The organism is Endozoicomonas sp. 2B-B (genome assembly GCF_053470045.1).
The window spans coordinates 6,144,721-6,160,442 of record NZ_JBLZMU010000001.1 but is presented as its reverse complement, the minus strand read 5'-3'; the positions used below and the strand labels follow the sequence as shown (position 1 = coordinate 6,160,442).

Here is a 15,722-nt window from a genome sequence, read left to right as displayed (position 1 = left end):
CCCTCCTGTTATCTTACAGGCCTTTATTAAAATTCCTTAATAATTTGACCTTCAGACAGGACGGAAGTTCCCTTTGGATGGACTATGGAAGCAAGTCACCAATCTCGAAAAACTCATGACGAACAAACCAGGATCACGTATCCAATGAGTCATAAAGCGAATTTAAATTCACGTTGCTCACAAACTCTTCGGCAATTTTTGTCAGTTCATGGGATCTGAGGATCAGAGCGTTACTGGCGTTTTGCACCTGCCTTAAGTAGTCATCCTTAACAGATTTCTGAAAACAGTAAGAGCTGTTAATTTTATTCATCATGGCATATAGCTCTTCTGGTGAGGATGGATCATGAGCACCGAAGTAGTCCTCTGTCCTGCCGACCCCGCCCCAACAATAGGTTAAACAACTGCTTTTCGAGCATGTCACTCCATACAGGTAATGAATGAAGACCTGCTCAATTGCTCGTTCGCATTTGTCTTTTAAATCATCCAAAAGTCTTTCTTTCTCCGGTGAAACCTCAAAGGGCTTCAGTTCGTGTTTTTCCAATAACTGCTTCAAGTCGGGTCTGGTATCAACTTTTCTTTGAAACAGAGCTTCGGCCTTTTCCTGCAATTTTCTGCTCCAATGGCAAGGTCCCAGGATAATCACCGGTCGGTAGTCCGCTTTGCCCGAGTTTGACTGCACAAACGCGGGGTGGTGCACCAACATACGTTCTATATTCGGAACCCCACCGGGTTCATCCGTCCAGGTGATCTGTAAAGATGTATTGACCATGTTAGCTTCAAGGGTTGGCGAAAACCCGCCATGACAATGAGTGACGAAAAAGCCACCAACATTTTCCTTTTTGAAACGTTGATAAGTAAGTTGCCATGCCTGACTATTTTTTTCCCTGGACAACAATTCCCTGTACCACATTTTCAGGCAACGGGTGGCTTTAACCTTCAGCTCATCGACGCCTTCCAGACGCACCAACAGCTCATGATGTCGAATGGCCTTAATAAAATAACCCATACTGGGCGGCAGTGGATCCAGCCAACCTGATTTCAGGGCTTCATGGGCAAAGTGAATAACCGAAGGATTCGTCAAGTCACTGTCTGTCAATATGTTCACTATCGAATTCAACCACTTGCGAGGACATGCTCCGGACTGATCAATCATTTTAGAATGGAGTGACTTGAGTAGTTCAGTGACCTGATCTTCATCACTGTTGGACAATATTTGTTGTACTGCCTCAGACAACCGCTTGCTGTCGGACTCAGAGTCAAGCATGCCTCTGACAAGTCGCTTCTCGCAATCGTCCACTGCCTCTATCTCCAGTAACATTGAAACCCCCATGGAGAAACCGATTAAATCTTTTCTCTCCCAAAGCTTCTTTACCCGGTCGTAAGTACTCAGATATAGGTTTGGTAATGCCCCCTTTGTCTTAAGGGCTTTGTTGAGTTTACCAGGGCTGATGCCGCAGGTTTCAGCCAGTACTTGCTGTTCTGTTAAAGAAGCCCCTTTCAGGAGATCCCGGATCTTCCTTAACTCAGTGCCAGAATCTCTGACCCTTCTGTTGGGCTGGAAGCCATATTTGATTTTTGTTGCTTCGATAGGTGACCCGCCCAAGTCCACTGGCTTCCAGGTTTGACCGCCATCCGGGGAATACTCTGCAAAGGCGTGGATATGATTAGATATTTGTCGGCATGAAATGCCAAAATAACGACAAAAAGCGATAAAAACAGGCACACGATGACAGCATTTGCCTTGCCGCTGCATTACGAGGAATTGAAAGAAATTTTTATTGCGCTCTGGTACAGCAACACCGGAAAACAGTTTGCAATAGTCCCTGATTGCCTGAATGCGTTGCTTTATGTCTTCAGCGTTTTCTATTGTCTCCAAAAGCCGCTTTACTTTGAGTGGTTGTTCGTTAATGGATACAAACACTTTGTTCAACACTGTTTTCATACCTTCGCAACAGTGGGCGTCAAAACGTTTTGATGGTGCTGGTCGGACTTCTTTAGCAGGTATTTTTTTACCCGCTTCTCCGGGTTCTACGACATAAGCAATTCTTATGCTCTGGTCGGCTTTGGCTTCTGGAACAAATAGTGTGTGAAGACCGGTATATCGGTCCCTGAGTAGTGTGAAGGCCAGGTTGGGTTCTATGCACAGGGCCAGGATACGGTCGTTAGCTGTCAGGCTGGGCAATGGATATTGACCATCTTTTGATGTCATATAAAAGGTTGCCAGTGTTTGGTTGCTGGCTAATATCACTTCCTGGTCCTGCCTTGGTAACCGGGCAGGTATAAGGACTTCGGCTCCCTGCAAGTGTTTATCATTGATGCTGATCTCTTTGACTTCGCCCTCGGCAGTCACATAAATATCCTCTGCAATCCACCGATAGGTCCCGGTAAAGAGGCCCGGCTTGTCAAAAATAACATAATCGTCATATTTTGGTTTTGCCAGCCTCTGATAGTTTGTTGATGTGTCCAATGCCGGAGCCTTTTTCTCATGGACTTCCGGAATGTATTTTTCAGGAGCCTTATTACTGTAAATAGCCAACGCGTTATTAACAGATTGCGGCTCATGGTTCCTTCTCTGAGCCAATGCCGGAGCCTTATCACTGTAAATAGCCAACGCGTTATTAACTTGCGGCTCGTGGTTACTCTTCTGAGCCAATGCCGAAGCCTGTTTCTCGTGGACTTCTGGCTTGTCTTGTTGAGGAGCCTTATCACCGTCAATAGCGGATGCTTCGTTGATAAAATCGTCCACCAGGTGGTTCGGCAGATCACTGATCTGATGCCATAACGCAGGCCACCATTGAACTTCATTGGTTTTCCATGCCCTTATCCGCGCATCAGCTGCCTTAAGATAAGGCTGGTTAGTTGACAATTTCAGCGTTTGTTTCTGTTCTTCTGTCAGGGGGAATACGCTGTTAGCGTCCACGCCCGTTCGGCCAAAATCACCCGTAAACCAGCGTTGTTGCCAGTGTCTGTATAGTGCCTGTGTGAGAATGTCGTCTGAGTGCTTCGGCTTCAGGGGAAGACCTGATGCTCGCCACCTGACCTGAGCCACCTCCTTGATGATTTCCGCTTTGGCTTTCTCTTTATCCAGACGAGTGTTAAAACAAATTTCATGGCGATTTTCATCAACACTGTTGTGATCACTGTGTCGTATTAACCACGGACGATCAATGCCCGATACCCTTTGGTAGAACCATTCGCTCATTTCAGGGTCAAGCGCTGCTTTATTCATGGCAATAGCCGATAGCCCGGGGAGTTCCTCCAGCGATAAGTTGGCGGCCATCAGATAAAGCCGATAGTGCTGATTGAGGCATTGATGAACGGCTTTTTCGCTAAAATCGCCAGCACTGGTGATAGCCTTGGCAACATTCTGTAAATCAAGGCTGGTCGGTTGCAATGGCAGTTTTTTGAGTTGCAGGTGAGCCCTTAAACGACAATGTTTTTCTATTAGCGTCTTGGCGGCGAATGTCCCTTGTGAGGACTCTGGCAACACTTTTTCGGCAATGGTCTGTAATTCGGTCGCGTTGTACTGCCGGATGGGCAAATGCCGGAAACGCCCTTTCAGCGCCGGTGATAAGGGTTTTCGCCCGCTGTACTCAGGCGGGTTGATGGTGGCAAACAGGTGGAAACCCGGATGGGCGTCACCGGCCAGAATATCGTTTAACTCACCTTCCAGATGCTGGCTGTCGATCAGGTTCATTTCCGAAATCACCACGATGACGCCATCGACTTTTGCTTTCTGGATCTTTTCACACACTTTGTCCCAGGAACAATCACAGGCATTCAGGAGATAAACTTCAGGCATGGACTCTCCCCGTCGCTTAGCCTGCTTTCTGACACTTTCAATCACCAGGTCCAATGTGGCATCTTTACCCCGTCCAGCCGGGCCTTCAATCAGCGTTGCCTGACGACCGCCGTGTTTTCTGTCGTGATAATAAGCCTGCTGACTGCGGCTTAAATCCTGCCCAAGCCACTGCACCAGTTCACGGACTGCCGATCCGGAGGTATCAAAGTCTGGTCGGATTTTTTTGCTGACTATACCGAAGGTCTGCTGCATATCCTGCAGGGTGTGGTTATATACTTTGTTGCTCAGGGTATTGTCCGGGTGGTAGCGCGCAGCAAACCAGGTTTCCAGTGCCGACAGGGCATCCTGATGAGTTTCGGTGATTTCGGGCCCCAGTACATCCCGAAAACTATGTTGGATCAAACTGTTTATTTGCTCACAGCTGGCACTGTCTCCTTTGGATAACGCACGATCCAGATACCAACCCACCCAACTGCAGATATCCGTTAAATCCCTGGGGGTAAACTCATGCTCGGGCAAGAGTTCCTGATAATATTGCCAGAGTGCCATAACGCTCTCTGCGGTAATGCGTGCAATGTCGTTTATTTCAGACTCCGACAGATGCCGTTGTAACTGATTGACCAGAGCCGGTTCCACTACCTGGTCCCGAAGGAATGCCTGATCCAGGCGTGGGTAGTAAGCTCTGGGCAGTTTCTCTTTCAGGGTCGGGTCCATTTGGCGCCCGGCGTAATGATCGGGGTTACCGGTGAGAATCACCCGGTGTTTCGGGCTGACTTTGACAGGATGACCATTTACATAGATGCAGGGCTGCGGTTCCCATAAGCCACTCAATGATGCCAGTAATCCGGTTTTGGCAAGGTTGGCTTCATCCACAACCAGGGTGATGTATTCTTTTCCATCACAGCCTCCGCCTTTGTCGGATTTGGTCTTGGCCCATTCCATCAGCGCCCGGTTTTGCTGCACCATAGAGCGGTCACCATTGGCGTGTTGTTGCCATTGCCAGCGTTTCATCAGGGTCTGTTCGCTGTCGGAAGGCCCAAGGGAAATGACCATAGCCTGCCCTGAAGCTTTCGCCATTTTGGCGGAAAAGTAACTTTTTCCGGTGCCGGTTTCCCCCTGCAGGAATATAACAGGAGAGTCCGTAAGCCGGTCATGGAGTCGGGATAAGCGACGACTTTCACGATCCTTCTGACTTATCTCACCGTGATAAAGATCCCGGGCCAGTGCTGACAAGGGCATATCAGTGGAACCCTGCCATGCCAGTGATTCAGCCAGTCGATGCTTTATACGTTCAATGCCTTCTGTCCTGGAATTCGCTGTTCTGGCTATGTGAAAACAATCGCTGGCCAGAGCCTGAATGGCATCGGATCGGGTCTGCCCCAATGGCAAAGTTAACTGCCAGCCGTTAGCCAATGCATCCTGCAAACGTTTAATTTGTTTTGATGGTCTGATGGCTAACTGTCTATATCGCTTTGCTGCCGCCGGACTGACTCCTAACTGATGCGCCATTGCCTGTCGATGTTCGTCAGGCCCATGGGCCAGAATCAGGGCACAGAGTTTGTCTGGAACTGCTTCTCTATGATGCAATGGAAATGGATTTTTATAGGACAGTTGGAATAGTTTAAATACGCTCGGGTCAAAGGCTCTGGCCAGTGGCCACAGGTTTTGTTTCAAAAACTTTCTATCCAACCGCGGAGCACTACTGATGATGGCAGTTAACTGGTACGGATCTACCGAAGCGGTCTGATCCTCATGAACATCGGGCAGTAACTGCCAACAAGCCACTTTCATAAAATCACGCACTGACGGATTCTGCCGGGTACCATGGGTGATAACGCTGTTGATAGCCTTACGCCAGTGGCAGGGCAGCAGCTGTGGGGACCGGTCAACCTGCCGTGCTCGCCGGGCAGCCAGTATCAGGTTATTCAGCAATTCTTCGGTTATTTCAGGCAGAGGGTTGCAAAGGTCGGCAGGTACCGTTGCAAATGCTTCATAAAGTCTATGAAGCGCTTGTTCTGGCAGATCGGCCCGGGGGATATCATGCCTGATAGCATTGATATCCCAGATATCGACCGCAGGACAGGGCTTACCCGTGGCGACCATCGAACCAAATACTGAAAAGGGTTTTTGCAAGGACTCAGGCCAGAGTATTGTGACCTGAGTCTTTGGGTAAGTCTGTAATTGGCCATTTACTAAAAGAGGTTGGCCTACGGCCAGGGGCTCCAGAAGCTGCGCAAGTGTTGGATTGCTTTCCAGCCCCAGGAGTACCACCGGCTTGCCAGCGGTCAACGCTATCTGCAATGCACTCCGACGTTGTCCAAAATGCGCCTTTTGTTCCGAGGCGATATGGATATTATCAAATAGCTGACTGAAGCGGGTCTGTTCATTGACCTGAATGACCAGAGGTGCTTCCGGCTGATTATTGATCCAGTGACTGGCTTGGGCAGCTTGCTGGTAACTGACGATACTAAACGCGGCCTGATCGCTGATTTTTTCTTCTGGGCAGGACAGGCAGGACACAGAGTGCTCATCGTTTTCTGCCAGTCCCAGGGCGTTTGGCTGCTGTTTTGAATGAGCTACCTGAAGTTGGGGCTCAAGGCCGGTCGCCTCGCGAATCGTCTGCAGTGAGCCCAGCAAACGAAACCAATATGCCTCTGTGAGGGGAGACGTCACAGTGACCAAACCACCCGCCCGAATTTGTTCCAACAGACAGGTGTTAGGGACTGCGTAGCCTTCCGGGGCAATGGCAATCGGGCTCAGCCATTCCCTGATATTACTCTGGTTAATGATGATCCGGTTTGCTGGCACCTTATGGGAAAGTCTTTCCTCATCAGAGTGAGACAGGCTTTGGAACAGCGAATGAAGTTCGTTATTTCCTACGGGCATCTGATAAAACAGAACATCGTCGGGTAACTGGCAGACCTTGCCATTGCTCTCAAAACATTTTTGCGCCAGCATCTGTCGAATGGTCTGTTCAAATATCAGATCCTGCCAGTTAGCCCCTTTCAGAATCACCCGTTGACCTGACCTTAGTGACTCGAGCTTGCCGGGGACGTGCTGGATTCGCCCCTGTTGATCCGCTCCGGGGCCACCCAGAAGTAACTGCCGCCAGTTATTGTGTAAGTGACAGTCAATAAGAACAGTATTGCCGTCATCCGTAACACTTTCGGCGGGGAATTCAGTCAATACCGGAGGAATCTTGTCGATGTCCATCGATGGTTCATTGCCGGTCTGAGCATCGAACCACCAGGTATTTTCCGGTCGATTAATTCGCCGCCAGAAATCAGCACCCGGAGCGCCGGCCGCGGGAGCCTCGTCGCTCTGGCCAACCGATGCCAGCTGGGCCGGGCTGGCCAGAACCAATAGAGAAACATGCTCACCCAGAGGGCGTTTCTTCTGGCTGACTTTGTCGTACAGACAGGGATTATCCGGGTCCAGCAGATCGTTAAACTTTGGCAGCTCGTCGCTGGTGAGTTTTCGGATATCCATCACCAGCGTCAGTGGCTTTGAACCTTCAAAGAGCTTGCCAGAGCCCAGAGTGTGGTGACCGTCGGCGGCAATGCTCAACCGGCTCACCAGATTAGCCTGTGAAAGGTCATCGGGGTGGGAAATAAGGGTGACGTCCCGATGCGCATCGGAGGTCTGGGTAATCAGAAGCTGGCGAACTTCATCATCACTGGTAACAAAACGAAAATCGAAGGCATGAGGGGTCTTTTGGAGCGAGAACTCCATTGCTGATACGGTTCTTGCTTTGTCAGGCAAGTTCACCGGACAGGGTGAAATCTTTAGTTTGGCGCTTACTTCTGAGCAGATTCCTACATCCTTCGTTTCCTCTGAAGATAAATCCGGCTTTGCTATCTTGACCGGCACGCCACTCTCAGGACCGAGTTTATATATTTTTACATCAATACGACCGTCCATAGTCAATATTTCCCCACTGTCATTTGAACAACTAAAGTGAAACTGATTAGTTATTGGACTTTCAGTTTGTATGAAAGTTCCATTTTAGTGGTAATAAAGGCCGGGCCCGGTTGCACAGGGAAATGGTAAACAGAAAATATGGGCAATGTCCTGAGGGACTCAAGGAATTAAAGGGACGGTTTGTTTACCAGTTTCGCCGTAAAGCCTCGCCCAATGCGGGCGGGGATATAAGGCGGGAACGCGTAGAGCGTTCCGGTTGAGTGTTTGCAGGTAAACTGCTACCTTTTGTCCTGTCTCTTGTAGACCTACCGTCGGGCAGACGGGATGTTAAGTCTGTGGAGTTTGTGTGAGACTTGGGGAGCATGGGTTGATTCGCCATCGTAAAAGCTCCCACTGTGGAACTTTTATGCGATAACCAAGCCTGTTCCCTGAGCAACGAACTATGAAACAGAAACGTTCTTGAGCGATCAAGAACCCTCGCCCGATAGGGCGGGGAGTGTCAGTCTGTATCCAGTGACTCATAAAGCGAATCCAAATTCACGCTGTTCAAAAACTCTTCGGCAATTTTTGTCAGCTCACCGGATTTGAGTATCAGAGCGTTACTGTCGTTGAATGCCTGGCGCAAGTAGGCATCCCTGCCATATTCCTGAAACCAGGAAGAGCTGTTGATTTCAGACATCATGGCATACAGCTGTTTCGGTGAGGATGGATCACGAGCTCCATATTTGTATGGTTTATCAATTTCAGGCTTCACGGTAGCATCGGCCCAACAATACGTTAAGCTACCACCTTTCGAATGCGTCACTTCATACAGGTAATGACTAAAGGCCTGCTGAATTGCCCGCCTGTATATGGCTCTTAAATCATCTAAAAGCTTCTGATTCTGCCTTAATACGTCAAAGGGCTGTTGTATGGCTTTTTCCAATAACTGTTTCAATTCCGGGCTATTGTCAACTTTTCGTTGCAACAGGGCTTCGACCCTTTCATTAATCACAGTGCTGTTCCAGGAAGGCTGCCCCATGATAATCACCGGACGGTGGTTCGCCTTGCCCGAGATTAACTTTGGAAACGCAGGCGAGTGCACCAGCATTCGTTCTATATTCGGCATACCCTCAGGTTCGTTCGACCAGCCGGTCCCTAAAGACCGACTGATAATGAAATCTTCAAAAGACTGCGAAAGCCCGTTATGACAGTGAGTGACCAATAAGGCATCACCTTCTTTCTCCCGGAAGTTCCTGTAAGCCAACCGCCATGCAGGGCTACTTTTTTTCCTGAATACATGCTTATACCATTTTTTCAGGCAATCAGCGGCTTTAACCTTCAGTTCATCGACGCCTTCCAGACGCACAAATATCTGGTGATATCTATCAAATCCCCAGAGACGGTTGTCAAAGTGCACTGGATCCAGCCAACCCAATTCCATGGCACCAAGTGCCAGGTGGATAGCCGAAAGTCTGGTTATGTCGATGTCTTGCAATATGTGCAGCAATGTCATTATCCACTTTAAACTGCTTGCTTCGGCCTGATCAATCACTGTCGAATGGATTGACTTGAGTCGTTCAATGACCTGATATTCAGCACTGTTGCACAATATGTGCATTAATGCTCCTCTCATCAGTTTAAAGTCCATTTCCTGATCGATCAGTGCTTTGGTTTCCAATGTCTCCAGCATTGAGACTCCCATGAGAAAACCGGCTAAATTGTTTTCCTGCCGAGGGTTCTTTACCATTTTGGAATTACCTGAATGGGTTTCCGGCAATGCACTGTTTTTCTCAAGGGCTTTGTTCAGCTCCTCCAGACTCACGCCAAGGTTTTTAGCCAGAGCTTGCTTTTGGGCCAAATCACCCCCTTTCAGGAAAGCCTCAATCTTCTTTGACTCATCGCTGGAACAACGGATCTTTCTGTTGGGCTGGAAAGCAGACAGGATTTCTATTGCCTTGAAAGGTGCTCCACCCAAATCCACGGATTTCCAGGTTTGACCGTCATCCACGGAGTACTCGGCAAATGAGTGAATAGCGCTTTGAATCTTTCGACAGGGAATCCCGAAATAACGACAAAAAGCAATAAAAACAGGCACACGATGAAGACAGTGCCCTTGCCGCTGTGTTACAAGGAATTTAAAGAAATTTTCATGGCGCTCTGGTTGAACCTTACCCGAAAACAGTCGGCAATAGTCCGTGATCGCCCTGATTCGTTGCAGCGTGTTTTTAGGGGATTTTATTTGCCGCAACAGCATCTTTACTTCGGATGGGTGGTCAGTTCTCGCGAACAGTTCATCCAGTACGGTTTTGATACCTTCTGAACAGTGGCTGTCAAACCATGTTGATCGTTCCGCACGGGTTCCTTTGGCAGGCGTTTTTTTGCCCGGCTCTCTGGATTCTACGACATAAGCCAGGTGAATACGCTGGTTGGCCTGGACCTCAGTAACAGTCAGTGTATGAAGACCGGTATATCGGTTCCTGACCAGGGTAAATGGCACATCAGGTTTTAAACGCAGGGCCACGATATAGTCATTAACTGTCAGGCTGGGCAATGCATGTCGACCATTGCCCGATATCCGGTTAAAAGTCGCCAGCGTTTGATCTCTGGTTAATGTCAGTTGCTGATCAGGCCCCGGCAACCGGGTCGGTATGAGGTTTTCGAAGCCATCAATGTCTTTATCATTAAGATCGATCTCTTTAACCTCACCCTCAGCAGACACATAAATATCCTTTGCCCGCCAGCGATACATATAGGAAGGGCTCTGTGTCTTAAAAATTTTATAATCCTCAAGTTGTGGTATCTCCTGGCACTCATAGTCCGTTGTCCGATCCAATGTCGGAGCCTGATTCTCGTGGACTTCGGGATTGTAGGGTTCAGGAGCCTTATCACCGCCAACAGCTGACACTTGGTTACTGCAACCGTCAACCCGAAGGTTCTGCAGACCGCCCATCTGATGCCAAAATGCAGGCCATAGTTTAATGTCACATAGTTTAACGTCATGGGCATTCCATGCCGCTATCCGCTGTTCAGCGTCCTGAAGATAAGGCTGGGAAGCTGGTAATTTCAGCGTTTGTTCCTGTTCTTCCGAGAGGGGAAAGACGCTATTGGCGTCCATGCCTGTCTGGCAAAAGTTACGATCAAACCAGCGTTGCTGCCAGTGTCGGTACCGTGCCTGGGTGAGGATATCGTCCGATTCATCCGGTTTCAGGGAAAGACCGGATGCCCGCCACCGGGCCTGAGCCAGTCTTTTGATGATCTCCGTTCTGGCTTCCTTTGCATTCAGATCAGCATCAATAAGCATTTCATGGCGTTTCTCATCCGTACTGTTGAGATAACTGCGTCGTATCAACCACGGACGATCAATGTCCGATATTGTTTGGTTTAACCATTTGCAAAGTCCGGAATCAAACTCACCATTACTCATGGCAATAGCTGATGGATCTGGCAGTTCCTCCAGCGATAGTTTTGCAGCCATCAGGTAAAGTCGGTAGTGCTGATTGAGGCATTGACGAAGTGCTTTTTCGCTAAAATCGCCTTCTCTGTTAACAGCCATCGCGACATTCTGTAAATCGCGACTGGTCGGTTGTAACGGCAGGTCTTTCCGTTGCAGGCAGGTTCTTAAACGACAATGTTTTTCAGTCAACCGTTTAGCCATGATTTTTCCCTGCTCGTTCGCTGGCAAGACTTTTTCGGCAATGGTCTGTAATTCGGTCGAGCTGTACTGCCGGATCGGCAAATGCCTGAAACGCCCTTTCAGCGCCGGTGATAAGGGTTTTCGCCCGCTGTACTCAGGCGGGTTGATGGTGGCAAACAGGTGGAAACCCGGATGGGCGTCACCGGCCAGAATATCGTTCAACTCCCCTTCCAGGTGCTGGCTGTCGATCAGGTTCATCTCCGAAATTACAACGATGCCGCCATCGACTTTTGCCTTCTGGATGGCTTCACACACTTTGTCCCAGGAACAATCACAGGCATTCAGGAGAAAAACTTCCGGCATCGACTCTCCCTGTTGTTCAGCCTGCTGTTTGATACTTTCGATCATAAGATTCAGCGTGGCATCCTTACCCCGTCCAGCCGGACCTTCAATCAGCGTCGCCTGTCGTCCGCCGTGTTTTATGTTGAGATGATAAGCCTGCTGAGCGCGGCTTAAATCCTGTCCAAGCCGTTGTGCCAGCTCAATGACCGCCGATCCGGAGGTATCAAACTCAGGTCGGATTTCTTTGGTCAATGTTCTGAAGTCCTGCAGAATGTCTGGCAAGGTTTGGTTATGAACTCTGTCGCGCAGGGTGTTGTCCGGGTGGTAGCGTGCAGCAAACCAGATTTCCAGTGCCGAAAGGGCATCCTGTTGAGTCTCGGTGATTTCGGGACCCAGTAGATCCCGGAAACTTTGCCGGATCAAACTGTTCAATTGCTCACAGCTGGCACTGTCTTCTTTGGATAAGGCACGATCCAGATACCAACCCACCCAACTGCAGATATCCGTTAAATCCCTGGGAGTAAATTCATGCCCGGACAACAGCTCCTGATAAAATTGCCACAGTGCCATCACACTCTTGCTGGCACTGTGTGCAATGTCGTTTATTTGCTGCTCCGGCAGATGCCGTTGTAAATGCCTGACCAGAGCCGGCTCCACTACCCTGTCGCGAAGGAATGCCTGATCCAGGCGAGGGTAGTAAGCTCTGGGCAGTTTCTCTTTCAGGGCCGGGTCCATTTGGCGCCCGGAATAATGATCGGGATTGCCGGTAAGAATCACCCGGTGTTTTTCGCTGACCTTGACAGGATGACCATTCACATAGATGCAGGGTTGCGGTTCCCATAAGCCGTTCAATGATGCCAGCAATCCGGCTTTGGTGAGGTTGGCTTCATCCAGAACCAGGGTAATGTACTCTTTTCCAACACAGCCTCCGTCTTTGTCGGATTCGGTTTTGGCCCATTCCATCAGCGCCCGGTTTTGCAGCACCATAGAGCGGTCGCCATCGGCGTGTTGTTGCCACTGCCAGCGTTTCATCAGGGTCTGTTCGCTGTCGGAAGGCCCAAGGGAAATGACCGTAGCCTGCCCTGAAGCGTTCGCCATTTTGGCGGAAAAGTAACTTTTTCCGGTGCCGGTTTCCCCTTGCAGGAATATAACAGGAGAGTCCGTAAGCCGGTCATGGAGTCGGGATAAGCGACGACTTTCACGATCCTTCTGACTTATCTCACCGTGATAAAGATCCCGGGCCAGTGCTGATAAGGGCATATCAGTGGAACCCGTCCATTTCAGTGATTCAGACAGTCGATGTTCTATGCGTTCAATGCCTTCTGTTTTGGAAGTCGCTGTTCTGGCCCTATGAAAACAATCGCTGGCCAGGGCGTTAATGGTATCGGATCGGGTCTGCCCCAATGGCAAAGTTAACTGCCAGCCACAAGCCAGTGCATCCTGCAAACGTTTAATCTGTTTTGTTGGCCTGACGGCTAATGATTGACAGGGCTCTGATGCCGCCGGATCGACTTCTAACTGATACGCCATCGCATCTCGTTTTTCTTCAGGTGCATTGGCGACGATCATGGTACAGAGCCTGTCCAGAACTTCTTTTTCATTCTGCTCTGAAAATGGACTTTTATAGGACAGTTGTAATTTTTCATCAAAGACTGCCGGGTCAAAGGCTCTGGCCAGTGACCACAGGTTCTGCTCCACAAACGCTCTATCCAGGCGCAGAGAATTGTTGATAATGGCATTTAAGTGATCCGGGTCTATCGAGGCGGTTTGATCTTCGTCCGGCGTCTTATCTGGTAACAAGTGCCAACAGGCCACTTTCATAAAATCCCTCACAGTCGGATGCAGCCGGGTACCATGGGTGATGACGCTATTGATGGCCTTGCGCCAGTGGCAGGGCAGGAGCTGCGCGGACTGGTCAACCTGCTTTGCCCGCCGGGCAGCCAGTATCAGGTTATTCAACAACCCTTCGGTCATTACAGGCAGAGAGTTTTTAAGGCCGACAGGTACGGTTTTAAACGCTTTGTAAAGTTTATCAACTGCTTGTTCTGGCAGCTCAGTTCCGGGGATATGATGCTTGTCGGCATTGATAGCCCAGAGATCGACTTCAGGGCAGCGTTTACCTGTGGCGACCAGCGAATTAAATACTGAAGACGGGCTCTTGGCAGACTCAGGCCAGAGCAGGGTGACATGAGCTTGTGGGTAGGCCTGTAATTGGCCATTCACCAACAGAGGTTGCCCGGCAGCCAGAGGTTCCAGCAGGTGCTGAAGCGTTGGATTACTCTCCAGCCCACGGAATACGACCGGCTTGCCAGCGGTTAATGCCTTCTGCAACTCACTCTGACTTCGTCCAAAATGGGCCTTTTGCTCCGAGGTGATATGGATATTATCAAATAGCTGGCTGAAGCCGGTCTGTTCATTGACCTGAATGACCAGAGGTGCTGGCTGGTGATTATTGATCCAATGGCTTGCCTGGGCATGTTGCTGATAAGTGACTGTTTCAAAGGCAGCGCGATTTCTGGTTTTTTCCAGTGGCATGGGCAGAGGGTATTCATCGTTTTCTGCCAAGCCCAGGACTTTCGGCTGCCGTTTTGAATGAGCCACCTGAAGCCCTGGCTGCAAACCTGTCTTCTCGCGAATCCTCTGCAGTGAACCCAGCAAACGAAACCAGAGCGCCTCACTGAGGGGAGACGTTACGGTGACGACACCCCCCGCCTGAACTTGTTCCAACAGACAGGTGTTTGGGGCTGCATGGCCATCCGGGGCAATGGCAATAGGGCTCAGCCATTCATTGATATTACCCTGGTTAATGATGATCGGGTTTCCTGGTGCCTGCTCTTTATCAAGTCCTTTTTCACCTTCTGTGTCACCTTCTCTGTCGCAGGAGCAGGAAAGGCTCTGGAACAATGAACGAAGCTCATCATTCCCTACCGGCATTTGATAAAACTGAACATTGTCGGGTAACGGACAAATATTCCCGTTGCTCTCAAAACATTGTTGCGCCAGCATCTGACGAATCGACTGTTCAAAGGCCAGGTCCTGCCAGTTGGCCCCTTTCAGAATGACCCGTTGTCCGGCTTTTAATGACTCAAGCCTGCCGGGGAGATGCCGGATTCGCCCCTGTTGATCCACTCCGGGGCCGCCCAGAAGTATGTGTCGCCAGTTTTTGTGTAAGTGACAGTCAATAAGAACAGTATTGCCGTCATCCAAAACACTTTCGGCGGGGAATTCAGTCAATACTGGAGGAACCTTGTCGATGCTCATTGATGGGTCATTGCCGGTCTGAGCATCGAACCACCAGGTATTTTCCGGTCGATTAATTCGGCGCCAGAAATCAGCACCGGGTGCGTCGGCCGAGGGCGCTTCGTAGCTCTGGCCAACCGATGCCAGCTGCGCAGGGCTTGCCAGGACCAATAGAGAAACATGCTCACCCAGAGGGCGTTTCTTCTGGCTGACTTTGTCGTATAGACAGGGATTATCCGGGTCCAGCAGATCGTTAAACTTTGGCAGCTCGTCGCTGGTGAGTTTTCGGATATCCATCACCAGCGTTAGTGGCTTTGAACCTTCAAAGAGCTTGCCAGAACCCAGAGTGTGGCGACCGTCGGCGGCAATACTCAACCGGCTCACCAGATTAGCCTGTGAAAGGTCATCGGGGTGGGAAATAAGGATGACATCCCGACCTTCATCGCCGGTTCGGGCAGCCAGAAGCTGTCGAACCTCATCATCATTGGCAACAAAACGGAAATCGAAGGAATAAGGGGCTGCCTGTGAGGAATCGGTTGAGGAAAGGGTACCTGCTCTGTCAGACAAGGTCATCGGAGTTGACGATAAAGCTTTGACAGTGACAACAGGGTCGATGCCTTCAACCTTTGGCGGTGAACCGAACTGTGATCTCTCTGCTGGCATGCCATTATGGGATACGCCATTGTTACAAAAGGAGGGGGTTATTCCTCCGCCAATCTGGCCATCCATAGCCACTTCTCCTGTCCTTTGAGAGGCTAAATTGAAATTGTTTGATCATTTGACCTTCGGATTGAAGAGAAG

At 49.7% G+C, this 15,722-nt stretch carries 2 protein-coding genes; both read right to left on the bottom strand.

From position 1 onward, the window contains the following. Positions 1-133: 133 nt before the first annotated feature. The gene (locus ACOMHB_RS22535) at positions 134-7,723 is read right to left on the bottom strand and encodes an AAA family ATPase (protein WP_448218296.1); all 7,590 of its coding nucleotides are present in this window, start codon (positions 7,721-7,723) and stop codon (positions 134-136) included. Positions 7,724-8,222: 499 nt separating this feature from the next. Further along, positions 8,223-15,650, bottom strand: coding sequence for an AAA family ATPase (locus ACOMHB_RS22530; protein WP_448218295.1), 7,428 nt, complete (start codon positions 15,648-15,650; stop codon positions 8,223-8,225). Positions 15,651-15,722: the final 72 nt, after the last annotated feature.

Bases quoted from the DNA above. Each gene is read 5' to 3' on its own strand.
- ACOMHB_RS22535 (WP_448218296.1), bottom strand. From the start codon at position 7,723: ATGGACGGTCGTATTGATGTAAAAATATATAAACTCGGTCCTGAGAGT.
- ACOMHB_RS22530 (WP_448218295.1), bottom strand. From the start codon at position 15,650: ATGGATGGCCAGATTGGCGGAGGAATAACCCCCTCCTTTTGTAACAAT.